General features: G+C 63.2%; 21 protein-coding genes. 2 read left to right on the forward strand and 19 right to left on the reverse strand.

Annotated features, from left to right (window positions below; all coding sequences use genetic code 11):
• Positions 1 to 13: 13 nt before the first annotated feature.
• Complete coding sequence (locus tag HLG70_RS04420) at positions 14 to 1,042, forward strand: NADP-dependent oxidoreductase (RefSeq protein ID WP_171663772.1); 1,029 nt, start codon at positions 14 to 16, stop codon at positions 1,040 to 1,042.
• Positions 1,043 to 1,173: 131 nt separating this feature from the next.
• Positions 1,174 to 1,557, forward strand: a complete 384-nt coding sequence (locus HLG70_RS04425; protein WP_171663771.1) for a hypothetical protein — start codon at positions 1,174 to 1,176, stop codon at positions 1,555 to 1,557.
• A 63-nt stretch (positions 1,558 to 1,620) separates the two neighbouring features.
• Here HLG70_RS04425 and HLG70_RS04430 read toward each other — a convergent pair whose 3' ends face one another.
• The 19 genes from HLG70_RS04430 to HLG70_RS04520 all read right to left on the reverse strand — a co-directional run bounded on the left by HLG70_RS04430 (position 1,621) and on the right by HLG70_RS04520 (position 23,941).
• Positions 1,621 to 2,043 (reverse strand): hypothetical protein, encoded by a 423-nt coding sequence (locus HLG70_RS04430; protein WP_171663770.1) that lies wholly within the window; start codon positions 2,041 to 2,043, stop codon positions 1,621 to 1,623.
• 47 nt (positions 2,044 to 2,090) lie between these two features.
• Positions 2,091 to 3,026 carry a hypothetical protein gene (locus tag HLG70_RS04435; protein ID WP_171663769.1) on the reverse strand — a complete coding sequence of 312 codons (936 nt, stop codon included), beginning with the start codon at positions 3,024 to 3,026 and terminating at the stop codon, positions 2,091 to 2,093.
• A 184-nt stretch (positions 3,027 to 3,210) separates the two neighbouring features.
• The gene (locus HLG70_RS04440; RefSeq protein WP_171663768.1) at positions 3,211 to 4,914 is read right to left on the reverse strand and encodes an eCIS core domain-containing protein; all 1,704 of its coding nucleotides are present in this window, start codon (positions 4,912 to 4,914) and stop codon (positions 3,211 to 3,213) included.
• A 376-nt stretch (positions 4,915 to 5,290) separates the two neighbouring features.
• Positions 5,291 to 6,388: a hypothetical protein gene (locus tag HLG70_RS04445; RefSeq protein WP_171663767.1), complete on the reverse strand. Its 1,098-nt coding sequence runs from the start codon at positions 6,386 to 6,388 to the stop codon at positions 5,291 to 5,293.
• Positions 6,389 to 6,442: 54 nt separating this feature from the next.
• Positions 6,443 to 6,817, reverse strand: a complete 375-nt coding sequence (locus HLG70_RS04450) for a surface-adhesin E family protein (RefSeq protein ID WP_171663766.1) — start codon at positions 6,815 to 6,817, stop codon at positions 6,443 to 6,445.
• A 283-nt stretch (positions 6,818 to 7,100) separates the two neighbouring features.
• Positions 7,101 to 8,390, reverse strand: a complete 1,290-nt coding sequence (locus tag HLG70_RS04455) for a hypothetical protein (protein ID WP_171663765.1) — start codon at positions 8,388 to 8,390, stop codon at positions 7,101 to 7,103.
• A gap of 528 nt (positions 8,391 to 8,918) precedes the next feature.
• Entirely contained in the window at positions 8,919 to 9,785 is an 867-nt protein-coding gene (locus HLG70_RS04460) for a hypothetical protein (RefSeq protein WP_171663764.1), read from the reverse strand.
• Between the two features lie 770 nt (positions 9,786 to 10,555).
• The gene (locus HLG70_RS04465) at positions 10,556 to 11,419 is read right to left on the reverse strand and encodes a class I SAM-dependent methyltransferase (protein WP_171663763.1); all 864 of its coding nucleotides are present in this window, start codon (positions 11,417 to 11,419) and stop codon (positions 10,556 to 10,558) included.
• A gap of 105 nt (positions 11,420 to 11,524) precedes the next feature.
• Positions 11,525 to 12,700, reverse strand: coding sequence for a CMD domain protein (locus tag HLG70_RS04470; protein WP_171663762.1), 1,176 nt, complete (start codon positions 12,698 to 12,700; stop codon positions 11,525 to 11,527).
• Positions 12,701 to 12,720: 20 nt separating this feature from the next.
• Entirely contained in the window at positions 12,721 to 14,037 is a 1,317-nt protein-coding gene (locus tag HLG70_RS04475; RefSeq protein WP_171663761.1) for an acyl-CoA thioesterase/bile acid-CoA:amino acid N-acyltransferase family protein, read from the reverse strand.
• Positions 14,038 to 14,040: 3 nt separating this feature from the next.
• Positions 14,041 to 15,612, reverse strand: a complete 1,572-nt coding sequence (locus HLG70_RS04480; RefSeq protein WP_171663760.1) for an ABC transporter substrate-binding protein — start codon at positions 15,610 to 15,612, stop codon at positions 14,041 to 14,043.
• 75 nt (positions 15,613 to 15,687) lie between these two features.
• A complete protein-coding gene (locus HLG70_RS04485; protein ID WP_171663759.1) occupies positions 15,688 to 16,701 on the reverse strand; it encodes an ABC transporter ATP-binding protein in 1,014 nt (337 codons plus the stop codon).
• Positions 16,698 to 17,708, reverse strand: coding sequence for an ABC transporter ATP-binding protein (locus HLG70_RS04490; protein WP_171663758.1), 1,011 nt, complete (start codon positions 17,706 to 17,708; stop codon positions 16,698 to 16,700). The genes HLG70_RS04485 and HLG70_RS04490 overlap by 4 nt, the downstream gene beginning before the upstream one ends.
• The gene (locus HLG70_RS04495) at positions 17,705 to 18,622 is read right to left on the reverse strand and encodes an ABC transporter permease (protein WP_171663757.1); all 918 of its coding nucleotides are present in this window, start codon (positions 18,620 to 18,622) and stop codon (positions 17,705 to 17,707) included. Before HLG70_RS04495 ends, HLG70_RS04490 begins: the two co-directional genes overlap by 4 nt.
• Entirely contained in the window at positions 18,619 to 19,593 is a 975-nt protein-coding gene (locus HLG70_RS04500) for an ABC transporter permease (protein WP_171663756.1), read from the reverse strand. The genes HLG70_RS04495 and HLG70_RS04500 overlap by 4 nt, the downstream gene beginning before the upstream one ends.
• Positions 19,590 to 21,059 carry an NAD(P)-binding domain-containing protein gene (locus tag HLG70_RS04505; RefSeq protein ID WP_171663755.1) on the reverse strand — a complete coding sequence of 490 codons (1,470 nt, stop codon included), beginning with the start codon at positions 21,057 to 21,059 and terminating at the stop codon, positions 19,590 to 19,592. Before HLG70_RS04505 ends, HLG70_RS04500 begins: the two co-directional genes overlap by 4 nt.
• A complete protein-coding gene (locus HLG70_RS04510) occupies positions 21,056 to 22,033 on the reverse strand; it encodes a LysR family transcriptional regulator (RefSeq protein ID WP_171663754.1) in 978 nt (325 codons plus the stop codon). Before HLG70_RS04510 ends, HLG70_RS04505 begins: the two co-directional genes overlap by 4 nt.
• Positions 22,034 to 22,190: 157 nt before the next feature.
• Positions 22,191 to 23,168, reverse strand: coding sequence for a Bug family tripartite tricarboxylate transporter substrate binding protein (locus HLG70_RS04515; RefSeq protein ID WP_171663753.1), 978 nt, complete (start codon positions 23,166 to 23,168; stop codon positions 22,191 to 22,193).
• Positions 23,165 to 23,941: an IclR family transcriptional regulator gene (locus HLG70_RS04520; protein WP_171663752.1), complete on the reverse strand. Its 777-nt coding sequence runs from the start codon at positions 23,939 to 23,941 to the stop codon at positions 23,165 to 23,167. The genes HLG70_RS04515 and HLG70_RS04520 overlap by 4 nt, the downstream gene beginning before the upstream one ends.
• Positions 23,942 to 23,978: the final 37 nt, after the last annotated feature.

Here is a 23,978-nt window from a genome sequence, read left to right on the forward strand (position 1 = left end):
GGAGATACTCCCCATGTCTGAAACCCAAAACCTGCGCGTCGTCCTGGCATCCCGCCCCATAGGCCGCCCCAAAACCAGCGACTTTCGTTTCGAGCATGCGCCCATCCCGCAGCCCGGCGACGGCCAACTGTTGTTGGAAACCCAGTACCTGTCGCTGGACCCCTACATGCGCTGGCGCATCAGCGACGCCAAGTCCTACGCGCCACCCATCGGCATCGGCGAGGTGATCGTGGGTGGCACCGTCGCGCGGGTGAAAACCTCTCGCCATCCCGACTGGCGCGAAGGCGATATCGTCCTGGCCGAATCCGGCTGGCAGCAGTACGCGCTCTCCGACGGCAGCAATCTGCGTCGGCTAGACCCCGCCATCGCGCCGCCGTCCACCGCGCTTGGGGTGCTGGGCATGCCGGGCTTCACGGCATATGGCGGCCTGCTCGAAATCGGCCAACCCAAGCCCGGGGAAACCGTCGTTGTCGCGGCCGCCAGCGGAGCGGTCGGCTCGGTGGTGGGCCAGATCGCCCGCATCAAAGGCGCGCGCGCCGTGGGCATAGCCGGAGGCCCGGAAAAGTGCGCCTTCGTGAAAAACGAACTGGGCTTTGATGCCGTCGTGGATCACCAGGCGCCGGATTTTGCGCAAAAGCTGGCAGAGGCCTGCCCCGATGGCATCGATGTCTATTTCGAAAACGTCAGCGGCCACGTGTGGGATGCGGTGCTGCCGCTGTTGAACGACTTTGCCCGCGTGCCGGTATGTGGGCTGATCGCCAACTACAACGATGGCCCCGAGGGCGGGAATGGGCCGGATCGGCTGCCCAGGACCATGCGTGAAATTCTGGCCAGAAGCATCACCCTGCGCGGATTTCTCGTGTACAACTTCACGGCGGCGCGGCACGACGAATTCCAGCGCGAGGCCGCGGGCTGGATCAACGAAGGCAAGCTGCTGTGGCGCGAAGACGTGGTTGAAGGGCTGGAGCGGGCGCCGGAGGCGTTTATCGGGCTGCTCGAAGGAAGAAACTTTGGGAAGCTGGTGGTGCGCCTGGCGAAGTAGTCGCCAAGCACGGAATGCCATCTGTAGTACGCCGGAATGTACCGCGCCGTGAGCTTGGTTTGGGCGGCCACTCCCCGGGCAGCGGGGGGTGTGCAGCCATCGGCATCTGTGAACGCGAACAAGGCTCTTTGATGAAAAAATGCATTCCGCTTTTGCTGCTGTCGTGTGTCCTGTTGGCGGCATGCGGTCCAGATAAGATCATTGCCGATCTGCCTTCGCCAGACGGGAAATATCATGTCGAGGTTCGCAAATGCCCGCAGGCGGGGGCCATGACATGGACGGAGCAGACGCAGGTCTCCATTCTGGAATCCGGCACATCGGAAGCCTGCCAATCGGCTGTACACGCCCTGGCGCAATTTGGCTCGTATGCGCCCGACGATCAACTGCAGCTCGAATGGATCTCCGATACCGAACTCAGGGCGTGGCACCCGGGGTTCGATCCGAAGTTCGGGCCCCGATCGGCATCCTTCAAGCAAAACGTTCCGGTCAAGCTGATCTTTTCACCGGGTAAGTGATCGGGCCGGCCGCCGGCGCCGCGCGCCCTGCAGCAAGCCTGGGTTTGGCCTCGAACGAATCGCCTATTCCTCGGTCCGCCAGGACTTGCGGCGCCGCAGCTTCGGTCTGGGCGCCACCCCCAAGCGCGGGTCCCGCGCCAGGGCAAGCTCCGCGAGCGTTGCCGCGGTGGCCTCGAACGCCTCGTCGGCTTGCGGCAAGTACAGCCATTTTCCCAGCACCGGATGAGGCAGCAGATTTGGCATGTCGGCAAGCAGCGCCGCGTGGCGGTCTTGAGAGGTGCACACCATGACACCGTTCCAGGGATCGTCACGGTCGGCGACGATCAAATACAGCAAGCCATCCAGGTACGCGGCATCGGCGCCGAACATTTTCCGGTGAGTGTAGCTGGCGTCGCGCTCCAGGGGTTCGAGGATCCACAGGAGCGAGTTCAGGCGGGCGGCTCGCTGCTTCCTGGGCGGGGCGAATGGGTCTGTCTGGCGAGGCATGGTGAAGATCTTGTGCCGATTGGGTGAGGGGGATTTGGCGTGCTCACTCACGCCTGGCCGGGATCCGCCTGAACCAGGTGCTTCCATGGGAAAACGTTCTTGGCGAAATGGTTCACGTAGCCTCCTTGCGTGGCTTGTATCACCATGAATTGCAGCGACGGCCGCAACGCGCCTAGCGCCTGTAATTCTTGCTGGCTAAGGCAGGTGTTGCGCAAGCGCAGCGTGTGCACGCTGTCGAATGCGGGGCTGACAAACAGCTTTTCATAAGAGGCAAATGTCGTCACCGCACCGTCGGTACGAGAGGGCGCCCAGGCGAATTGCAACTCGGTGGATTCAGTGAAGTCCAGCAGGCCCAGGGCGGGCATGTTGCGCGAGTCCGCCAGGTTGTCGACAAACCGCTGGGTGTCGGTGCAGCCGGCGATACGCAGAATGCTCAGGTGGGGAAGCGAGGCCTGGAAGAAAGTCGCGTCGGGCGCGTTCGGCACGATCAGCTCGGCAAGGTGGGGTGCCTTGGTCGCGAAGCGCGCGATTTCGCCCCCTTCCTCCATGATGCTGCCGGCCCGAATAACCATCGATATGTTGTGGTCTTCGGGAGCAGTGGGGCGGATCGACAGAAATCGCAAGCGCGGGAAATGTACGGCGCTATCCAACAGGGGCGTGAATTCCCACTCGCGCGTGCCGTTTGCGCCTTCGTCGGGGCCGGTAAACGCCAGGGACACCAGGATGTCGGCCACATCCTGTTGCGCCAGGCACGCCAACATCCATTGGAACGGCTCATCCCAGGTATCGCCAAAGAACTCCACATGCACGCCGCCGTGCAAGGGTGCGATCGCCAGGTACTGACAGGCGCTGGTCCAGAGAGGCGCATCCGGCTTTTCAATATCTGTTCCCGACTCGGCTGCGGCATCAACAGTGAACGCGTGAATCCGGCGCTGCAGCGCCAGCAGGGCCTGATGGCCAGGAGTGGAAAACAGGTTCTTCATCAAGGCTGGGCGGGTACGGGTCGATGCGTTGGGGGAGCTGCGGCTCACTTAGGCCGCAGCGGCGCGCCAGGGCCGAAGCAGGCGGACCTGGCGTCTGCCTGCCGTTGAAGAAATCGGGCCAGCAGACTCGGCATTCTAGCCAATGGCCCGCTCTGGGCACATCCCAAGACCGCCACCGCCCGGATCACTCGAACAGCGGCGCAAGCGGCATCAGCGGCCCGTACTTCTTGAATTTCTCCCACTCCTCCGCCGCCTGGCGCAACTCCTCGTTCTTGCGCGCCTCTTCCAGGATCTCGTTGACGCGCGGCGCCAGGGCGACGGACAAGTCGATGATGTCGTAGGCCGTGTAGCCGCGCTCCCAGCGCTCGCGCAGCTTGGCCTCATCGCCCTTGGCCCGCATCGCACGCACGGCCTCGTTCAGCAAGGCCCGGCGTTGTTCGGCGGACAGCCGTTCGGCAAAGGAGATCCCCGCCACCAGGCCCTGGACGAAGCCCTTCTCGCGATAGCCGGTCGTGGCCGCCACCTGGCTGGCGACGCTGCGGCTGATCACCTTCGGCGCGAGGTTATCGCGCACCCATCGCCGGCTCAGCCGCAGCAGCCCTGCGCACAGGCCTTGCCCGAAGCCCGAGCGCATGCCGTCGGCGCGCGCGGCCTCCTGCGCCTCGGCGTAGGTCATGGCGAACTGGACCATCAGCATCAGCGCGTCCTGGGGACCCGGCATCAGGAAGTCGGCGACCCAGCCCGCCGCCGACCCGATCTTGCCGAGCGCGCTGGCGGCGCGTCCGTGGACCTTCAGGAGCGAGCCCGCTTCCTCGGCCAGCGCCGCGCTGGTGGTGGCGGGCGCCGCCGCCGGCGGCTTGCCATAACGCTGCTCGAATTCCGCCATCCGGGGCGGCCCGGACCCGACCTTCGGCTGCTCGCCAGGTACGCGCGGCTTGGTCGCCGGCTGTTCGACCGGGAGCTGCGGCAAGGAGCCTTTCGGACGCGGCCGCGGCGCGGTCTCGGGATGCTGGATGAACTTCTCATCGGGAAGCCCGGCCTGCACGGCGGGCTGGCGCATGCTCGACAAGGACCGGTAGTGTCCCGAGCCGTCGTTCCAGGCCTTCACCTTGCCGCCCTCGAATTCGACCTGTCCCGCCCAGTTGACGCGCCCGCCGCGCGCCGCCTCGGTGTGGCCGATCGCACCCATCGTGTTCTTGGCCTTGACGGCGAAGATCTCGCCGTCCTTGACCACGAAGTCATAGTTGCCGCGCGCAGTCCTGGTGTACCTGGGGCCGACCTCTTTCCACGACCCGCCGACATTTCTCAGGCGGACGACGTCGCCGGAGGTGCCTGGCGCCGGCAGGTCCCTGGGCAGGTTGCCGTAGGTGGGGCCGCCCGGCTGGCGTTGCAGCAATAGCGTGCCTTGTGCGCTTCCTGCGCCGGCCGCTATGGATGATTGCTGGACCACGTGCGCCAGCTCATGAGCCAGCAGCGCACGACCGGCCGCCGTGCCCGGCGCGTACTCGCCAGCGCCGAGGACGACGTGATGGCCGACCGTGTACGCGCGTGCTTGAACGGCCTGCGCGGACTGGACGGCCCGCGCATCGGAGTGCACGCGGACGTTGCCGAAGTCCCTGGCGAAACATGGCTCCATGAATGATCGGGTTCTTGCGTCCAGCGGATGGCCGGGGGAGCGCAGTACTTCATGCACAACGGGCGACGCATCCGTAGAGCCGGCGCTGCTTGGCACAGCCTGGTGCATTTCCAGGCGTTCATGTCCTGGCTCCGGCTTGCCCGTCTGACGCTCGAGTCGAGGCTCAGGCATCCGCAACACCTGCTCCGAGACGCGGTCTGCCTCCTGCTCGTATTCGTCGCCCGGCTGGTTGATGGCCAGTTTGGTCTGCATGGGGAGGGCAGGGGGCGGGTGCAGGGGAATCCGGCTGAAAGCGGGAGCGATGGGGGCTGGTGGGGGGGCTGCCGTTGTTTCCATCCCATTCCATGCATGGACTGCAGGCAATCGCCGCCGGGCTTGATTCTCGATCGCGCCACGCCCGGGAGCCCTGGCAGACGAAGCCTGATGAGCCGCCCTCGGTTGCTGTACGAAAGTGCGCATGATGTCACTCCGTCCGTTCGACTGGCAGATGCCAGGGTCAAAGGGTCAGGCTGAACTGGCCCGCGTTTGCCGGATATGTCACCTGAGTATTGTCTACCTTTGCAGGGGGTTGGCAAACTTGGGTCAGATTGGTCCGACACCACTTTTGCAAGGCGGATGTGAGCCCCGCTTACCGCATGCTCAGCGCACGAACCAGAACGGCGCGATCGGGCTCTGGCGCTTCCAGCGAGGCCGAGGTCAGCGCCTTCAAACCCGCGCACAATTGCTCGTCGGTTGCCGCCACCGGCTTTTGAAGCGTGAGGCGTATCGCCTGCTGTTGTGTCTCTGGCAGGGTTGCAAGCACGCGTCGCATGGAAGCATCGATTTCCTGTTCCGACGGGCGATGATCAGGGTGTTGGCGCAGGCTTGCCACTGTGGCCCGGTACACCAGGTCCAGCCAATCATCGATTACTTCCTGGGACTGTTGCGCAAGGAATGCGTAAGTGTCCGCGGCAATGCGTTGAGAATCCTCCGCTTTGAGATGCACAAACCTGGCGCACGTGGCCGGATCAGCCGCATTCAGCATGCGTAGACGGATGTTGGCCCTGTGTTCCAGGTCCGCAACCGGGAGCTTCAAGAGTCCGCGGTTACCCAGTTCAACGCTCTTGATCGTCGCTTCCTGGGGCGTCATCGTGCTAAGCAGGGCGGTGAACTCCGGCGTCGAATGCAAGCGCGCCCTGAATCTTTCCAGGCCGGACTTGAGCTTTGTATCTATCGTGGCGGGTATGGCTGACGACGCACCAGAGGCAGGCGCCGCAAAACGAATTACTCCTGTGATCAGGAGGTAGCCGCCAATGGCAAGGGCAAGGTAGAGTACGCCGCATTTGAAGCGAATTCTGTGATCCTGCGGCCCGGACGATGTGGCGGGATCAGTCTGTGCGGACTCCGGCGCGGACCTCCACATACGCCAATCAGCGTATCTCGGGATGACCGGTTTGGTTTCGCCCAACAGGGTTGCCTGGATTGCGCTCACCAACAGTTTTATGCCGGCGAACAGGGCAATGGAGGCAAGCCAACTCCATTGCCAGCCATAGTGGGCGCCGACAATGCCGGAGATGCCCGCGACGAGCGGTACGGGAATCATCCAGATCACGGCGACTGCAGCCGCGATTGTCCACACATGGTCCCAACCAGGCCATACTTGCAGGCCCGCCGCGATAGCGGCGGTTTGCATTACATAAAAGAAGACATTCAGCAGAAAAACAAGAGCGCGAGTTGCTTGGATCATTGCACTTTCAGGGCCATCGCCTTAGGAGCGAGCAGGTTTCTCGGTGGCACTAGCTCAGCAGGCAAGCCGCTCAATACGATATCCAACACTCCGCAATACGAAATGTTCATCGGATTTCGTCAGTGGCTTCGATCCAATGGCGCGTTCGTTCATGAAATAGGTCGTCTCTACAGCGCGCATGCTCAGGTCTGCACAATTGACACGGATCTCAATCTGACTGCGGTCGTACGGAGGGGAATCTGAACTGGTCATGGCAGGGGAATAATCGGTTCGAAAAAAAGCCACGACTGTGTCTCCTGAGCGAGTTGCTTGATCGACGCCGATGGAGATAGTCATCCGCTCCGTGCTGCCCAACTCCACCCAGTCAGTCGCAAACGCCGACGAGCCTGCCAGCAAGAGAATAGCGCCGATAGTCTTGCGTCCTTTCATTAACTCACTCCGTAGATCCAATTCTGACGATTGTGGGCCGGAAGGTTCTGGGCACGCCGATGGATATATATCTCACCAGACTGCCGCTTCTTCCAACCTTGGTGGCGAGATTGTATTGCGGCACTCTTTTTGCCGGCCGTCGGGATCCACCGGTGCGATCACCGCTTCATCATGGTGGTCGCCGGCGATGATAGCGCTGTGCCCGCAAGGGGGTATATCCGCCGCTTCATATTAAATATCTGGCCTGCGTTGTTTTCCGCGCCGCTCCAAGCGGGCTACTGAGTTAGCCGCGTTTAATATCCCCGAGAGTGAATGTATATGGTTTATGAACTTGAAAATCTGCTTCACTTGCCCCGATTTGCCATAGAGCTGAAAGGTTAGAACCGCTCGTAGTCTTGCCTTGGAGTTTGCTAATGCCAAGTTCCACCTGGAATTTGTCCAGCAGGGCACCGTATTCCTGGCCGAAATCTTTGGAGGAGATGGCATGCCGTCTATCTCTCGCCTTGTCTTCGTCTGCGAGCGAAAGATAGGCCATCTTCGATAGCTGAGATTCGATAGCTGTCGCATCCCCGCAGACCAGAAGATAGCAACTGCATTGAAATTTCTTAGATAACAAAAGTAGCCGTGCTATATCCTTTCTTACTTCAGCCTGGAGGTCTGGCGTCGCTGAGGATGTGCGTTTTACTTCCAGGAATGAGTCAATGGCGTCCCCGGTCGGAGAAAATAGCGCAAAGTCAACGGACTTTTCCCTTCCGCTCGTATGAATTCCTAGTTTTTTTGAAAATTTGAATTCACGTTCAAAAAGTTCTCTGGCCGGAAGTTTGACTGCTAGAAACTTTTCAATTTCGTCATGGATTGAAAGCTCTTCCAGGTCAGAATTTTCCGCCCGTCCGCGATATGCTCTTGCTGAAGACAGTAATCCAGGAAGAAAGTCAAGCAGCTCCTTTGTCCATCTAACTTGATGATAACCTGGAAAACTTTGCAATTCTTCTACCGAGCTTGGGTAAGATTCTATTCTTGTTTCAATATTATCCAGGTCAAGATTTTCATCCGGAGGCAGTAGCTCCTCTATGGAAAATCCAGTTTGCTCTACAAGCCATTTATCCGTTGGGCGCCCATGCCAGGTAGGGCTGCCCGACGTATCGAGTGTCACTACGCTGACATGCTTGTCAAAAGAGAAGGTTTTTATGTCTATTGGGTAGTTTTCTATCCATATAATTCTGGAGAAAATATCACCCATGTCGAGCCGCCACGTTGAAAATCTATTTCCATATTTCGTGGGATAAACTGTTGCAAGAAATTTATCGAACCAATTTGCATCGAAATGCCATTCTTTAATAATTGGTAGTGAATTTTCGAAGTTCACTCCGTCAATATTATTGCGCGCTATTTCGTCAAAAAGTGCTTCGGCTATTATTTCAAGAGCATTGGTGACAGATGTTCCATAGTAGTTCCTGTACTGGCTGCATACGATCACGAGCGGCATATCCTTGCTTAGCCGCGCAAACCGAATTTGGCAGCGGCCCTTGCTGCCATGAAAGCCATTGAATCTGAAATGGATGTCCTTGAGCATGGTATGGGCCGGCGAGTATCAACCGTGCCAATCCACAGAGCATGTTTGGCGTTTTTGGTCGAAGTTGATGATAGAAATCGCGCAGAAATTTGTAGTCTGGCACCTGATTTCCGGGCTTCTTAGGGGGTGTTACGCCACCCTGTGTCTTGGTTAGCGGCACCGGGAGGCGCGCGGCAAACATCTCTGAGGCCTTGTCGATGATCGCCTGGTAGTACTCCTTGATTGGCTTCGGCGCATGCCAATCCCTGGTGGCGGGATGGAATGTTCGGAAACACTCGGCTCCATTTGACTGGAAGCGCCAGAGTCTCTTTGGATCTACCGGCAGCCAGCGCCTTTGCGTAATAGGCATCCAAGGTCGCCTGAATTTCCGTTCTAAGCATGGTGTGGTAATCCGCGAATTCTAGCGATTGCCAGGAATGGCTCGCTCTGCCGCTTTGGTGAGTCGTCGCTTCGCGGTGCTGCCGCCCGCTGCCGTATTCGGATGTTCATGAGATATGCACCTTTGCCACATCCGTTTTCAGAGCAGAATCAATACGCCTTCATGGTATGAACCTGGCTTTTCGCCATCCGTTGCACGCCATAGGCAATGGCCCCGCCCAGCGCGTTTGAGTCCATCCAACCAGGAACCCGCACCGTTACGTATTCATCTGTTTCCTCAAGCAGTTGGGAATCGCGAAAGAAAAGCTCTTCCGGCATCGTATAGATCCCCAGTCCGCCCATTTTGTTTGCAATCAGATTCAGGCTGCCAAAGTTGACTCGCTTGCCGGTGGCAGGAAGTTCGCCATTCAAATCCCGTTTCACCAGGTCGGCAAGCACGAGGGCGCCGTTGGCAAGCTCGGCCTTGTATTGCGCGATTTGTGCTTCGGACAGCTTGCCCAATTCCGCATCGGCGTACATCGTCGGAAGATGATAGGTATAGCGCCCAACCCATTGGGTTTCTGCGTTGTCGATATGGAAGACAAGGGCGAGCCTGAATTTCTGGTCGTCGCCGTGCTGGGCGAACACAAAGCTCTTGAGATCGAATGCCGCGGTGTCTCCGGACGATTTGATGCCGGCTGCTTCCAATGCGCTGGTCGCCATCGGCAAAGGATCGATCTGGATGATCGAGTCTTTGTACTGATGCGCCATTTCACGCGAGAGGCGCGAGATATTCATGCTGCCAAAAATAGGCCCCAGAAAAATGCTCCCGCCGCCGGTCTGCATGAAGATGTAATGGCTGCCTTCTACGATGCCTGCCTGCATGGGCAGATACTTCTTATCGGGCATATTGGGGGAGACAGCGACTTTCGAGTGTGTTCCCTGCGGCACCAGAGGGGGCGTGGATGTCTTCAGTGCCGGAGCACAACCGCTCACCAGAATCACAAGGGACAAAACAAATGGATGAAACAGCCGCATGTTGATGGTCCGCCGGTAGGTCGTCAGCTTGTATGGAGAGGGCATTAGACTACAAATAGAGATAATCTGATACATCGCGGGGCGGACGTGGAGCAGGTCATCTCTCCTCAGCGATCGACTCCGTTACCTACAATAGGGCGGTTACCAGGGAGCGATATGTCGATTCAAACGATAGGCCGTTGTGGTGTCGTGTTTTTTCTTGTTGCGCTGACTTCGGGGTGTTCATTGGGCGGCGAGTGCGGATGGAACCGCAGCAGCTGCATGTATGACGGGAAGTACGAGGCGGGCGAGGAAGATTATGCGGAAGCCGAAGCAAAGCGCTTGAACAAAGCCTCGTCCGACCGGTTGCGCCGTAGCTCTGGCAATTGATCCATGGGCCGAGTCTTTCACGCTCGTGAGGGCTCAACCAGAGACCTGCCAATTGCGAAACTGTCGAATAAGCGGACCCAACTTTGGGCAACGCCATAAGCCTTGACCGTCCGCCGTGGGCGAGAGGCGGCCTGCGTAGTTTCCGGACTGACGCATCATCGCGGCAAGCGGGAATCAGGATAATGCCAGTTCGCCGCATCCGCTTTAGCTAGTGAGTTTGGCTTTTCTTTCGCTGCAAGTTCAACGAAAGCCCGCTCCATCTTCAGATCCGCAAACCGAACACAGCCTTACTCGGGATCATCCTGGGCGGCCCAGCGGTTTTGAGAGACGGGATGGTTGTCCATCAGTGGCCAGATTTGGCGCGCTTTCGCGGGGAAAGCGTGTTTCAGACGGATTGCGGGTTATTTGGCCTCGGCCGCTGCATCCTGCGGCAAGACAAACCGGTCCTTCAACTCCTGCAATCCAATCCGCTCCAGCATCTCGGTGAGCCGTTCGGCGGGCTTTTTCCTTGGCAGGTTCTTGTACTGCGCGATGATCAGCTCGTTCTTCATCGAGTGCTCCCACCCGACCAGCTCGGTCACGCTGACCTGGTAGCCGTGCGCTTCCAGTTGCAGGCATCGCAGCACGTTGGTGATCTGGCTGCCGAATTCACGTGTGTGCAGCGGATGGCGCCAGATTTCCGCCAGGGGATCGGCGAGCGCCTTGGCTTTGTTCTTCCTGAGCACGGAAGCGACTTCGGCCTGGCAGCAGGGGACGACGACGATGTACTTGGCCTTCTTTTCGAGGGCGAAGTGGAGGGCGTCGTCGGTGGCGGTGTTGCAGGCGTGGAGCGCGGTGACCACGTCGATGGTCGCGGGCAGTTTGTCCGAGGTAATGGACTCGGCCACCGACAGGTTCAGGAAGGACATGCCGCCAAAGCCCAGCCGCTTCGCCAGCTCCTCTGACGACTTCACCAGTTCTTCGCGGGTTTCGATGCCGTAAATGTGGGAGCCGTTCTTCAGCGCCTCGGGCTGTTCCTTGAAGAACAGGTCATACAGAATGAACCCCAGATACGACTTCCCCGCACCGTGGTCGGCCAGGGTAACGGCGCCACGTTGTTCCTGGACGTCCTTGAGCAGCGGCTCGATGAACTGAAACAGGTGATAGACCTGCTTCAGTTTCCTGCGGCTGTCCTGATTCATCTTCCCGTCGCGGGTAAGAATATGCAGGGCTTTCAGCAGTTCGACGGACTGGCCGGGGCGGATGTCGTGGGTTTTTTCTGACATGGGGGAAGGCAAAGCGCCCCGCATGGGGCGGGGCGCGTAGTGGCGCGGAAAGCGTCAGTTTAACGAAAACGCTGACGCGGCCGCTGGGCGGTACAAAAGCGGGTCTTAGCCTACGGTCGCGAAAACCGGCTCGCCCAGGTTCAGCATCAGGCGGTTCGCCCAGGCAAAGATCGCATCCGAGTGCAGCAGGTCCAGCACTTCGCCTTCGCTCAATCCGGCATCCTTCAATGCCTGGATGCTGTTGGCGTTGACGTCGGCCTGGGCTTCGGTGATCTGGATCGAGAACCGGCCAATCGCCAGTTCACGCGCCGTGGTGCCGGCGGTGTAGGGGTCTTCGAACACTTGCGCGATCACTTCGTTGCGCTTGGCCAGTTGCTCGAAGCGTTGCGCATGGACCGATGCGCAGTACACGCAACCGTTCACACGCGACACCACCGTGGACCCCAGCTCGCGTTCCGCGCGCGACAGGCCGCCCGGTGCGTACATGATGGCGTTGAAGGCGGTGGAGCGCTGACGCAGGATTTCCGGTTGGTGGACCAGGAACAGGTAGTAGTCCGAGACCTTGGCCTTGGGGTGGCTTTCTTCCAGGACGGCGACTTGTTCCGGGGTGGCGGTGTCGACGTTGACGACGTCGAGCCATGCCTTCCACTCCAGGACTTCGTTGGTGAAGCCGTGGGCCTTGATGACGTCGCCGGGGGCAGTGGCGGCGGTGTTGGGCTCGTACGGGGCGGGCGGGACGGCGGCGGCGCGGGGCGCTTGGCCTTCCAGGTCTTTCATCGCGACCAGGCCGGCGACCAGACGAGTCTGGTACGACAGGAAGGCGATCAGTTGCGACAGGGTGACCACCGCAGGGGTGGAGACGCCTGCGGCAGGCAGCGTCTTCAGTGCGGCTTCGTCGCCTTCGACCGGGTTCTCGATCAGCTTGCGCGTGAATTCCAACACCGCAGCCAGGCGCGGGGTGGAGGCGTCGGACGGCTTGCCCGATTCTGCAGCGGCGATGTCGGCGGGGGCTGCGTCGGTTTCCGCCAGGCGGGCGCGGTAGTGGGACGCGAGCAGCGGCGACGGGCTGATGCGGGTGGCGTACAGGGCGACCAGCAGGCGTTCGGCGAGCGACAGGCCGGGCAGTGCGGGGTCGAACAGGGCGTCGTAGCTGCCTTGGGTGGCGGCGGCGACTTTTTCGCGTTGGTGGCGCACGGCAAACGTGTTGCTGTCGGCGGTCAGGCCGACGAGGCGGTCCACGAGGTCATTCGCGGCGTTGTAGACGATGGGTTGTTGTGCCATTGAGGAAGTCTCCTTGAATGTCATTCAGCCGGCGTGGCAGCGGCGAATGCCGCCCGGGCCTTCACTGCCGCTTCCAGGAATTTCTTCACGCCTTCCCAGGATTCCTGGTCGGCGCGGGCGTTGTCCTTGGGGTTGCCGCCGCTGGTGCTGATCTTGCCGGACACGGGGTGGGCGTAGACGAGCTGGGTGGTGGGCACGTACGGGAAGAGGATGGAGTGGCCGCCGTTTTCGTAGTCCAGCCATTCGACCGGATACGGGTGCCGCACTTCCGTCAGCTTGTCCTGCACCATCTTCGAGTACAGGCTGGACGGCCAGGAGCCGTCGTCCGTGCCGGACAGGAGCATGACCGGGCCTTCGATGTCCTCGACCTTGATGCGGGCCCGCGCCACGGCGTCGGGATCTTGCAGGGCGGTGAGGATGGCCTTTTCGTGGCGATGGGGCGAGGGGCCCTCATCGAACGGGGCCCAGGTGGCGGTGCGGTTGTTTTCCCAGACGTGGGGGATGGGCTTGCCGCCCAGGAGCCAGGTCGGGCCTTCGCGGCCGATCTTGGGGTCGCAGGCGTTCTGGCCGCTGTGGACCACGGCGCCGGGCACATAGGCGACGACGGCCGACACTTCCTTGGGAAAGGTGGCGCCCAGCAGCAGCACCAGCTCGCCGCCGCGGGACTGGCCGCTGATGGCAACGAAGTCGTCCTTGGGCTTGACGGTCTTGCGCAGCCAGCGCAGGCCGGTCTGGAAGTACTCCAGCGGGGTGTTGGAGATGTAGTCGGACAGGCCGGGCGCCTTGAAGTAGGCCAGCGCGAAGGCGGCGTAGCCGCGCGATGCGTAGAGCGCGGCGCGCGGCTCGTTGATGCCGCCGCCCGAGCCGTTCAGGATCATGACGGCGGGGTGCGGGCCGGGGCCGGCGGGCAGGTACAGCGTGCCGACCAGGCCTTCTTCGCGCACGTCCTGGCGGGTGACGCCGTCCAGCGCCAGGCGCTGGGTGAAGCTGGCCTGCGCCTGGGCGCCGGCCACGCGGGCCACGACGTCGGTGAGCAGGGCGTCGGTTACCGGCTGGTTGAAGTGTTCGCGGCTGGGCGAGTCCACGGGCGACTGCGACCAGATCAGGCCCATGGGGGCCAGGCCGGTGTAGTCGCCCGACACGGGCGCGTCGCGGCTCAGGTCGACGACGCCGTCTTCGCCCGCCGTGAACGCGGCCTGGGCTTGCCAGAGCACGCCTTTGCGGCGGGTCAGGGCGGTGATCTCGACCGTCTGGCCGGGCGCGACGTGTTCGACCCGGATCTGGCGCGGAACGTCGATCAGCGCGTCCGCGGGGGTGATGGTGAGGGTGGGCGTCATGGCTTACTTGGCCGCTTCCTTGGTGACCATCATGGCGGCCGTGCGGTCGCTGGTCATCGGGGTGACCTTCAGGCCCTTCTTGGTGGCCCAGATGTTCTTGTAGTGGAACAGCGGGATGATGCCGACGTCGTCGGACACGATCTTGACGGAGTCGCGCAGGATGGCTTCACGCTTGGCCACGTCGAATTCGGACGTGGATTGTTCCAGGGCGGCGTCGACCTTGGGGTTGGTGTAGCGGCCCCAGTTGGAGGCGCCCAGGCCCTTCTTGGCGTCGGCGGTGGCCAGGATGTTGACCAGCGCGTAGCTGCCTTCGCCCGTGCCGTTGCCCCATGCCAGCATGCTGATGGCGAATTCGTTCTTGTTGGCGCGGCCCGAGTACACGGCCCACGGCACGACTTCCACCTGGGTCTTCACGCCGACGCGGGTCCAGAACTGCGCGACCGCCTGGGCCGTTTCCGGGCCTTGCGGGTAGCGGTCATTGGGGACGTGCATGGTCAGCTTGAAGCCGTCGGGGAAGCCCGCTTCGGCCAGCAGCTTCTTGGCTTGCGCGACGTCGTTGGGGATGTCCTTGACGTCGGGGTTGTAGCCGATGGTGCCCTTGGGCATCCACTGGTTGGCTTCGGTGGCGGCGCCTTGCAGGATGCGGTCGGCGATGGCCTTGCGGTTGATGGCCAGGTTCAGCGCCTGGCGCACGCGCACGTCCAGCAGCGGGTTCTTGTCCAGCGGCTTGCCGTTGTTGTCGGTGATGTACTGGTTGGGCGCGGGGTTGAAGCTGGGCTGCAGGATCATGACGCGCAGGCCGTCGTACGGATAGACCGAGACGTTGGGGGCCTTTTGCAGCTTGGCCAGGTCCGACACCGAAACCTTGTCGATCACGTCCACGTCACCGGCCAGGAGGGCGGCGGTGCGGGCGGCGGCGTTGTTGATGTAGCGGTAGTTGACCTTTTCCCAGATCTGCTTGTCGCCCCAGTAGGCGTCGTTGCGTTCCATGAGGACGCGGTCGCCGGGGGTATAGGACACGAACTTGTAGGGGCCGGTGCCGATCATGGCCTTGCCCGAGTTGTAGTCTTCGGTGGTCGACTTTTCGCCGACGTGCTTGCTGACGACGTGCACGGACGCCAGGTTCAGCGGCAGGTCGGGGTTGGGCGCGCGGGTCTTGACGATGAGCGTCAGCGGGTCCTTGGCGGTCATCGTGTCGATGGTGCGCAGGTAGCCGGCGTAGGTTGCGACGCTGCCGGGCACGCCGCGGGCGCGGGTGTAGGAGTAGATCAGGTCGTCGGCGGTGAACGGCGTGCCGTCCTGCCACTTGACGCCCTCACGCAGCTTGAATTCCCAGGTGGTGTCGTCCAGCGGCTTCCAGCTGACGGCCAGGCCCGGCTGCAGCTTGTTCCACTTGTTCTCGATCAGCAGGTCCCAGAAGTGCAGGGCCACCGAGCGGTCGCCGGCGTGGTTGTTCAGCTGCGGGTCCAGCGAGGACAGCGGGTCGGCGAAGCCGATCGACAGGTTGTCGGCGGCGGCGGCGGCGGAGGCGCCGAGGATGGCGGCGGTCAGGGTGGAGAGAATCAGGCGTTTCATGTCCGGGGTCCTTGGGTAGAGGGGGGAACGAGCTTGGGTCCAGCGCCGCGGCAAAGGCGCCGCGGCCGGTGATCGTCAGGCCATGTCGTTCAGGTGACAGGCGCTCAGGTGGTTGATGGCGATTCCCTTCAAAGTGGGAACCTCGGTTTTGCAGCGCGGCATCGCATGCGGACATCGCGGGTGGAAGTGGCAGCCGCCGGGCGGGTTGAGCGGGCTGGGGATCTCGCCCTTGATCGCGGTGAAGATCTTGTGGCGCGACTTCAGGGTGGGGATCTCGGCCAGCAGCGCTTGCGTGTACGGGTGGTTGGGGCGCAGGAAGACTTCTTCCACGGTCGCCGTTTCCACGACGCGGCCCAGGTACATGATGACGACGCGGTCGGACAGGTGTTCGACCACGCCCAGGTCATGGCTGATGAAGAGATATGTCAGCCCCAGGTCTTGCCGCAGGTCCATGAACAGGTTCAGGATCTGGGCCTGGATGGAGACGTCCAGCGCGGCCACGGCTTCGTCGCAGACCAGCATGGACGGCTGCACGGCCAGCGCGCGGGCGATGCCGATGCGCTGGCGCTGGCCGCCGCTGAACTGGTGCGGATAGCGCTGGCGCAGGGCCGGGTCCAGGCCGGCGCGTTCCATCTGGGCGCTGACGTAGTCGTCGAAGTCGCCATTGCCGACCAGGCCATGGATGCGGGCTGCTTCGCCGACGATCTCGTCCACGCGCAGGCGCGGGTTGAGGCTGGCGTAGGGATCCTGGAAGATCATCTGCACCTTCAGGCGGGCGGCATGGGCTTCTTTCGCGTTCATGTCCGCGGGGCGCATGCCGTTGATGCGGACCTCGCCGCCCGAGGGTGTCAGGAGGCCTGCCGCGATGCGGCCCAGCGTGGACTTGCCGCAGCCGGATTCGCCGACCAGGCCCACGACTTCGCCGGGGTTCACGATCAGGTCGACGTGGTCGACGGCGCGGGTGACGGCGGGCGGCTTGGACAAGCCCAGCTTTTGCATGGCGCGGCCGGCGGCGCCGATCTTGCGTTCGCCGAAGCGCTTGCTGACCTGGCGCAGGTCGATCAGCGGGGTGGGGGCCGGAGCATTCATGCCGTCACCTCGCTGTTCTGGATCGTGGGATGGAAGCAGCGCACTTTGTGTTCGGGTAAGGCTAGGGTGATGCCGGGTTGCTGGCCGCAGGCGGCGGTGGCGCGCGAGCAGCGCGCCGAGAACGCACAGCCGGCGGGCAGGTGCAGCAGGTTGGGCGTCATGCCGGGGATCTGGCGCAGGCGCTGGCCGCGCTGGTTGTTGCTGGGCAGACTGTCGATCAGACCCACCGTGTACGGGTGCTGCGGGCGATCCAGCACGTCGTCGACCTTGCCGTGTTCGACGATGCGGCCGGCATACATCACCGCCACGTCGTCGGCCAGACCGGCGACGACCGACAGGTCGTGCGTGATCCAGATGAGGCTGGTGCCGTGCTGCTGCGCCAGCTTCTGCACTTCGGACAGGATCTGCGCCTGGATGGTGACGTCCAGCGCGGTGGTCGGCTCGTCGGCAATGATCAGGTCCGGACGGTGCAGCATGGCGATGGCGATGGCCACGCGCTGGCGCATGCCGCCCGACAATTGGTGCGGGTAGGCCAGGAGACGCTCTTCGGGGCTGGGAATGCCCATCATGCCCAGCGTGTCGCGGGCCAGCGCTCGGGCCTGGGCCTTGCTCATCTTGTTGTGGGCGCGCACCGTTTCGATCATCTGCACATCCACCCGCAGCACGGGGTTCAGCGTCATCATCGGATCCTGGAAGATCATGGCGATGCGGTTGCCTTGCAGGCGGCGCAGTTCGCGCGGCGACAGCTTGGTCAGGTCGCGGCCCTGGAACAGGACCTCGCCGCCGACGATGCGGCCCGGCGCGTCCACCAGGCCCATGATGGAGAAGCCCGTGACGGATTTGCCCGAGCCGGACTCGCCGACCAGGCCCAGGATCTTGCCGCGTTCCAGGGTGAAGGAAACGTCGTCCACCGCGGGCAGCACGCCCGCGCGGGTATGGAAGTGGGTGCGCAGGTTGCGCACTTCAAGCGTGGCCGGCGCGCCAGCGGAGGCGGAGCGGGCGGTCATTTGTGGGTCCTCGGGTTCAGCACGTCGCGCAGGCGGTCGCCCACCAGGTTGATGGCCACGATGGTGATCAGGAGCGCGATGCCGGGGTAGAAGCTGATCCAGTATTCGCCGGACAGCATGTATTGGAAGCCGTTGGAAATCAGCAGGCCCAGCGACGGTTCGGTGACCGGCACGCCCAGGCCCAGGAAGCTCAGCGTGGCTTCCAGCGTGATGGCGCGCGCGATCTGCAGCGTGCCGATGACGATCAGCGGCGGCAGGCAGTTGGGCAGGATGTGCTTCAACATGATCCGCCAATTGGGGATGTCCAGGCAGCGGGCGGCTTCGACGTATTCGCGGCGGCGCTCGACCAGGGCCTGGCCGCGCGCGGTGCGGGCGTAGTAGGCCCATTCCAGGATCACCAGCGTCAGCACCACGTTGCCGACGCCCTTGCCCAGGTAGGCCAGGATCATCATGGCGACGAGGATGGACGGGAACGACAGGATCAGGTCCACGAGGCGCATGATGAAGGCGTCGACCTTGCCGCCGGCGTAGGCGGCCAGCAGGCCCAGCAGCGTGCCGATGACGCCGGCGATCAGCGCCGAGCCCACGCCCACCATCAGGCTGATGCGCAGGCCGTACAGGATGCCCGACAGCAGGTCGCGGCCCTGGCCGTCGGTGCCCAGCCAGTAGTGGAAGGTGTCCAGGCCGTTCATGCTGCCTGGCGGCAGGCGCGAGTCCAGCACGTCGATCTGCAGCAGGTCATACGGGTTCTGCGGCGAGATCCAGGGCGCCAGCACGGCGGCCAGGATCAGCAGCGTGGCCACGGCCAGGCCCAGCACGGCGGTCTTGGACGACAGGAACTCGGCCAGGTTGCGGCGCCAGGGCGACTCGCGGCGCAGGGCGGGCGCCTGCGCGGGATTGGATACGGAACTCATGCCGAGGCCTCCAGCCGTACCCGGGGGTCCAGCACTTTGTACAGAATGTCCACGATCAGGTTCAGCGTCACGAACAGGCACACCACCACGATCAGGTAGGCCACGATCACCGGGCGGTCCAGCGCGTTCAGGCTGTCCAGGATCAGCTTGCCGGCGCCGGGCCAGGCAAAAATGCTCTCCGTGATGACGGCGAACGCGATGGTCGAGCCCAGCTCAAGGCCCAGCACCGTCACCAGCGGAATCATGGTGTTGCGCAGCACGTGCACACAGACCACGCGGAACGGCGACAGGCCCTTGGCGCGGGCGAACTTCACGAAGTCCAGCGGCATCACGTCGCGCACGCCGGCGCGGGTAAGGCGGATCACCAGCGAAATCTTGAAGAGCGACAGGTTCAGCGCCGGCAGGATCAGGTGGCGCCAGCCGTCGGCCGTCAGCCACGACCACTGGAAGCCCAGGAACTCCACCGTCTGGCCGCGGCCGCTGGCCGGCAGCCAGCCCAGCGACACGCTGAACGTCATGATCAGCATCAGCGCCACCCAGAAGGTGGGCAGCGAGAAGCCGACGATGCTGCCCGCCATGATCATCTTCGAGAAGCGGCTGTCGGGATACAGCCCGGCGATCAGGCCCAGCGGCAGGCCGATGATGACGGCGAAAGTCAGGGCGGAGATGGCCAGTTCAAGCGTGGCCGGCAGGCGCTGGATCACCAGCTCCACGGCGGGGATGTTGTAGACGAAGCTGTTGCCCAGGTTGCCGTGCAGCGCCCCGTTCAGAAAGCCCAGGTACTGTTGCCACAGGGGCTTGTCCAGGCCGAGTTCGGCGATGATGCGGGCGCGGTCCACCTGGTCCACGTCCTGGCCGATCAGGATGTCCACGGGGTTGCCGATGGCGTGCAGCCCAACGAAGACGATCAGCGTCATCAGGAACACGACCACGGCGGCCTGCGCCACGCGGCGTAGCAGCCAAGCGGTCATTGCGCGGTCTCCGCCTGCGGGGCCGGGGCGGGGGCCGGCGTCCATTCGTCGCCGAACACTTCTGGCTCGGCGAACGCTTCCATATTGGCGTAGTGCGTTTCGACGTCTTCGCGGTAGAAGAGGCCCGCGATGCCTTGCGCCAGGCGCTTGGCGCCTTCGCTGATGGCCGGGATGTCGCCGGAGATCGTGCCCTGCGTCAGCGCGGCGGGGTAGGAGAAGCAGTGCACGCGGTCCAGGCCCGGGCAGGCGCCCGGCGTTTTTTCCTGAAGCTCGAACACGGCGCCCAGGTCGGGAGAATCGTGCAGTTCCTGGTCTTCCTCGCCGGCGGCCGGCGCGTAGCGATCACCCCAGGCGCGCACGTGAGGCGCGAGCGGCGCGAATTCCGGGCGCACGGTCCAGTCGATGCGAAAGCCCGTCGAGAAGATCAGGAAGTCCAGCACGAACACGCCCTTGGGCGTGGTGACGTGGATTTCGTCGCCGACCAGCGCCAGGTCTTCCACGCCACAGCCCAGGTTGAAGCGGGCGTTCGGAAAGCGCGATACGCGCAGGGTGCTGCCGCGCGGGGGCGGCACTTGCGCGGCGTTGATGTAGTGGCGGATCTTCCACTTCCATTCGTCCGGCAGCGTCAGGTGGCCGTGGGTCAGGCCCGGATTGCCCGCGCCCTTGCCCTTGTTGATGCGGGGGATGTCGTTGCGGCGGATCAGCAGGTCCACGCTGGCCGCACCGGCTTCCAGCGCCGTGCCGGCGCTGTCCATGGCGGAAGCGCCCGCGCCGACCACGCCCACTCGCTTGCCGGCCAGCGTTGCGTAGTCCATCACGTCGGACGAATGGGCCCAGCGGTTGCGCGGCAGCTTCTTTGCAAAATCAGGCACATAGGCGCCGCCCAGGCCGTCGCGGCCGGTGGCCAGCACCACGCGGCGCGCCAGCACGGTGCCGCGCCCGGCGGGGGATTCAATGTCCAGCTGCACCAACTGGTCGGCGCGCGGCTGCACGGCCAGGATGCGGTGTTCGTTGCGCACGTCCAGGCCCAGCACGCGGCGGTACCAGCGCAGGTAGTCCATCCATTGAAGACGGGGGATCTTGTCCAGCGCTTCCCAGGCCTCGGATCCGAATTGCGACTCGAACCAGGCGCGGAACGTCAGCGCCGGCAAGCCGAGGGCGGGGCCCGTCAACTGCTTGGGCGAACGCAGCGTTTCCATGCGGGCGGTGGTGGCCCAGGGGCCTTCATAGCCTTCGGGCGCCTGATCGAAGATCGGCGCGTCGATGCCCAGGTGCTTGAGCGAAGCCGCGGCCGCCAGGCCGGCCATGCCGCCGCCGATGATGGCCACGTCCAGTACTTGCTGGCCGTCCACGAGACGGGGCGTCACCCAGTTCTTGGCGGGAATCTCCAGCCATGACAGGTCTTGCCGCAGGCGCGTCTCCAGGGCGGCTAAGCCTTGCGGCGGGGTGGCGGTGGGCAGATTCATATTGCGGGGGTTTCCATAACAGGGGCGTCATCGCCGTAGATCGACTGCAACAGCGCCGAATGCTCGCAGGCGTCGTGCAGCACGAAGCCCGGCAGCAGTGCTGCGGCGGCTTCGGCCAGCGCGTCCGCCATGGCCTGGCAGGCCGGCGTCAGCGTTTGCGACTGCGGGGTGATGACCCCAAAAAAGAAGGGAATGTCCAGGTCGATGGGCCGGATCGCCACGCCAGTCACTGGCGCGCCATAGGCGGTGATCGGTTCCAGCACCGACACGCCCAGGCGCGCGCGGACGGCGGCCAGGGCGTTGACGGACGAATTGGTTTCGATGGTGCCCAACGCCTGCACGTTATCGGCCAGCGCCGCATCCAGGCGGCGGCGCAGGCGGAACGGGTTGGCCATCGTGATCAGGCGGCGGCCGGCCAGTTCCGACACGGGCACCACGGCATGCCGGGCCACGGGGTCGTCTTCCGGTAGCGCCACGACACAGGGGGCCTGTCCGATCCAGTGCACGGTCAGGCCGCGATGCTCCAGCGGCAGGCTGGTGGCGCCCAACTGGGCGGCGCCGGTCAGAACCGCGTGCACCACGCGTTCGGGAGAGGCGCTGCGCAGCTGAATGCGCGCGGCGCCCGTCTGGGATTCGATGCGCTTGAGGGCTGCGGGCACCAGCCCGGCCGCCAGCGCGGAGGTGGCCGCCAGCAATAGCGGCTGGGCCTGCCCGCGGGCAATTTCCTCGGCCCGGCTTCGGATCTGCCGCAGGCTGGCCAGGGCGCGCTCGACGTCGTCATACAGCAGGAAACCCTGCTCGGTGGGCGTCACGCGCGGGCCGCTGCGCGCAAACAGCGCGTAGCCGATCTCGGCTTCAAGCTCTTGCAGCAAGCGGCTGATTGCGGGCTGCGAGCGGCCAAGCAAACGCCCGGCGGCGGTGACGCTGCCCGTGGACATGACGGCCGCGAAGGCCTCGAGTTGACGAAGTTCCATCTGTCTTGCTTTATGCTCAGGACGAATTCTTGCCCGGCAAGTATGCGCTCTACAAATAATTAAAAGGCATAAGTAAATTCCCTAATCGGGAATTTCTTATGCCTTTTAATTACTGCGAGTTATTTCAAGGACTTAGGGGTATCCCTTGGGTCCGGTCTTACTCGGGCTGGATGTTGGCGTCCTTCATCACTTTGATCCAACGGGCGCTTTCGGCCAGGTTGAAGGCTTCGGCCTCTTGATAGCTCATCGTGCTGGGCAGGGTGCCTTGCGACTTCAGCGCTTCGACCACCTTGGGCGACTTCGACGCCTCGACCATGACCTTGTTAAGTTTGGCGATGATGGGCTCGGGCGTGTCCTTGGGGACCCACATGCCGTACCAGGTCATGATGTCGAAATCGGGCAGGACGGTCTCGGCAATGGTGGGCACATTGGGCAGGTCCGCCAGGCGCGCCTTGGTGGTGACGGCCAGAGGAACGACCTTGCCGCTCTGGATCAGCGGAAGGGCGGGGGCTAGCGGCGCGTACATCAGGTCGACGTGGCCGCCAGCGACGTCGGTCAGGGCCGGGCTGCTGCCGCGGTAGCCCACGTGAGAGATGGACGCCTTGGTGGACGTGTTGATCAATTCTCCGGCCAGGTGCGGCAGGGTGGCGACGCCGGGCGAGGCGAAGGTTAGCGTGCCCGGCTGCGCGCGCGCATGCTCGATCAGGTCGGCGAAGGTCTTGAAGCGGGAGGTGGGCGGAACGACGGCCACCATCGGCACCGTGCCCAGCACGCCCACCATCCGGAAATCCTTGATCGGATCGAAGCTCAGGCTCTTGAATTGGGCGGGGTAGATGCCCTGGACCGATGGGTTCATCAGCAGCGTATAGCCGTCGGCCGGCGCCTTGGCGACCTGCGCCGCGCCTATCGTGCCGCTGGCGCCCGCACGGGTCTCGATGACCAGCGGCTGGCCCAGGATTTCTCCCATCTGCACCGCCACGACCCGGCCGACCACATCGGTCGGGCCGCCCGCCGCCCACGGCATGATCACGCGTATCGGCTTGTCGGGATAAGCACCCTGCGCCAGGGCGCCGGCGGCCGGCATTGCGGCGATGAGCGCCGAGACGGTGGCGGTAAGAAAGCTGCGTTTGTTCATCTACTGTCTTCTCCTACGAAGGCAAGGTTGGCCGAGGGCAGGGCCGCATGCAGCAGCGCCTTGACCTCTTCCAGTTGTTTTCCAGTGGTGGCTTCGTTTTTGAGCATGCGCCCCAAGGGGCCGGCCACCACGATGGCAAAGGGTTGTTCATACGCCCGGAACCCGAGGGATACGGACATCACGTCTTCTACGTTCTCGCCGGCCGAGCGCTGCCAGCCGCGCGCCACTCCCGCCTCCAGATCGCGATCGAAGGCCTCGCGGGTGGTGATGGTGTTGTCGGTGAAGGCGGCAAATCCGCCGTAGGCCTTGAACCATTTCTGGCGCTCATCGGACGACAGCACCGATAGCAGCGCCTTGCCCGAACTGGTGGCGTGCACAGCCTTGAACCCGCCGGGCTGGTGCGAGAAGCGGATCGTCTGTTTGGATTCGGCCACGATCAGGTAGACCACCTTGTCGTCGGCCAGCTTGGCCAGCAGGGCGGTCTCGCCGGTCAGGTCGCGCACCCGCTCCAGCACGGGTTCGATGACGGCGTTCAGGGGATCGCTGCGGCAGATGAGCGTAGCGACGTGGATCAGCTTCTGGGTCGGGTAATAGCCGTGCTTCTTGCCGATTTCATAGAGATAGCCGCGCGCCACCATGGTCTTGAGCAGCCCGTGGCAGCTGGACAGCGGGATCTGCATTTGCGCGGCAATTTCGCTGTACAGCAATGGCTTCTGCTCCTCGGCGAAGAGGTTCAGCACATCCAGAACTCGAGCAGCTGTTTTCACATCCATGATGTTAGTATCCTATACGTGATAAATTTATGTCAAT

The organism is Achromobacter deleyi (assembly GCF_013116765.2).
In the GTDB taxonomy this organism is placed as follows: domain Bacteria; phylum Pseudomonadota; class Gammaproteobacteria; order Burkholderiales; family Burkholderiaceae_B; genus Achromobacter; species Achromobacter deleyi_A.

What these genes read in the sequence shown, in the direction of transcription:
- HLG70_RS04425 (WP_171663771.1), top strand. Translation starts at nt 1,174, where the DNA reads ATGAAAAAATGCATTCCGCTTTTGCTGCTGTCGTGTGTCCTGTTGGCG.
- HLG70_RS04430 (WP_171663770.1), bottom strand. Translation starts at nt 2,043, where the DNA reads ATGCCTCGCCAGACAGACCCATTCGCCCCGCCCAGGAAGCAGCGAGCC.
- HLG70_RS04465 (WP_171663763.1), bottom strand. Translation starts at nt 11,419, where the DNA reads ATGTCAGAAAAAACCCACGACATCCGCCCCGGCCAGTCCGTCGAACTG.
- HLG70_RS04490 (WP_171663758.1), bottom strand. Translation starts at nt 17,708, where the DNA reads ATGACCGCCCGCTCCGCCTCCGCTGGCGCGCCGGCCACGCTTGAAGTG.
- HLG70_RS04480 (WP_171663760.1), bottom strand. Translation starts at nt 15,612, where the DNA reads ATGAAACGCCTGATTCTCTCCACCCTGACCGCCGCCATCCTCGGCGCC.
- HLG70_RS04505 (WP_171663755.1), bottom strand. Translation starts at nt 21,059, where the DNA reads ATGAATCTGCCCACCGCCACCCCGCCGCAAGGCTTAGCCGCCCTGGAG.
- HLG70_RS04510 (WP_171663754.1), bottom strand. Translation starts at nt 22,033, where the DNA reads ATGGAACTTCGTCAACTCGAGGCCTTCGCGGCCGTCATGTCCACGGGC.
- HLG70_RS04435 (WP_171663769.1), bottom strand. Translation starts at nt 3,026, where the DNA reads ATGAAGAACCTGTTTTCCACTCCTGGCCATCAGGCCCTGCTGGCGCTG.
- HLG70_RS04455 (WP_171663765.1), bottom strand. Translation starts at nt 8,390, where the DNA reads ATGCTCAAGGACATCCATTTCAGATTCAATGGCTTTCATGGCAGCAAG.
- HLG70_RS04495 (WP_171663757.1), bottom strand. Translation starts at nt 18,622, where the DNA reads ATGAGTTCCGTATCCAATCCCGCGCAGGCGCCCGCCCTGCGCCGCGAG.
- HLG70_RS04515 (WP_171663753.1), bottom strand. Translation starts at nt 23,168, where the DNA reads ATGAACAAACGCAGCTTTCTTACCGCCACCGTCTCGGCGCTCATCGCC.
- HLG70_RS04450 (WP_171663766.1), bottom strand. Translation starts at nt 6,817, where the DNA reads ATGAAAGGACGCAAGACTATCGGCGCTATTCTCTTGCTGGCAGGCTCG.
- HLG70_RS04520 (WP_171663752.1), bottom strand. Translation starts at nt 23,941, where the DNA reads ATGGATGTGAAAACAGCTGCTCGAGTTCTGGATGTGCTGAACCTCTTC.
- HLG70_RS04460 (WP_171663764.1), bottom strand. Translation starts at nt 9,785, where the DNA reads ATGCGGCTGTTTCATCCATTTGTTTTGTCCCTTGTGATTCTGGTGAGC.
- HLG70_RS04470 (WP_171663762.1), bottom strand. Translation starts at nt 12,700, where the DNA reads ATGGCACAACAACCCATCGTCTACAACGCCGCGAATGACCTCGTGGAC.
- HLG70_RS04485 (WP_171663759.1), bottom strand. Translation starts at nt 16,701, where the DNA reads ATGAATGCTCCGGCCCCCACCCCGCTGATCGACCTGCGCCAGGTCAGC.
- HLG70_RS04420 (WP_171663772.1), top strand. Translation starts at nt 14, where the DNA reads ATGTCTGAAACCCAAAACCTGCGCGTCGTCCTGGCATCCCGCCCCATA.
- HLG70_RS04475 (WP_171663761.1), bottom strand. Translation starts at nt 14,037, where the DNA reads ATGACGCCCACCCTCACCATCACCCCCGCGGACGCGCTGATCGACGTT.
- HLG70_RS04500 (WP_171663756.1), bottom strand. Translation starts at nt 19,593, where the DNA reads ATGACCGCTTGGCTGCTACGCCGCGTGGCGCAGGCCGCCGTGGTCGTG.
- HLG70_RS04440 (WP_171663768.1), bottom strand. Translation starts at nt 4,914, where the DNA reads ATGCAGACCAAACTGGCCATCAACCAGCCGGGCGACGAATACGAGCAG.
- HLG70_RS04445 (WP_171663767.1), bottom strand. Translation starts at nt 6,388, where the DNA reads ATGATCCAAGCAACTCGCGCTCTTGTTTTTCTGCTGAATGTCTTCTTT.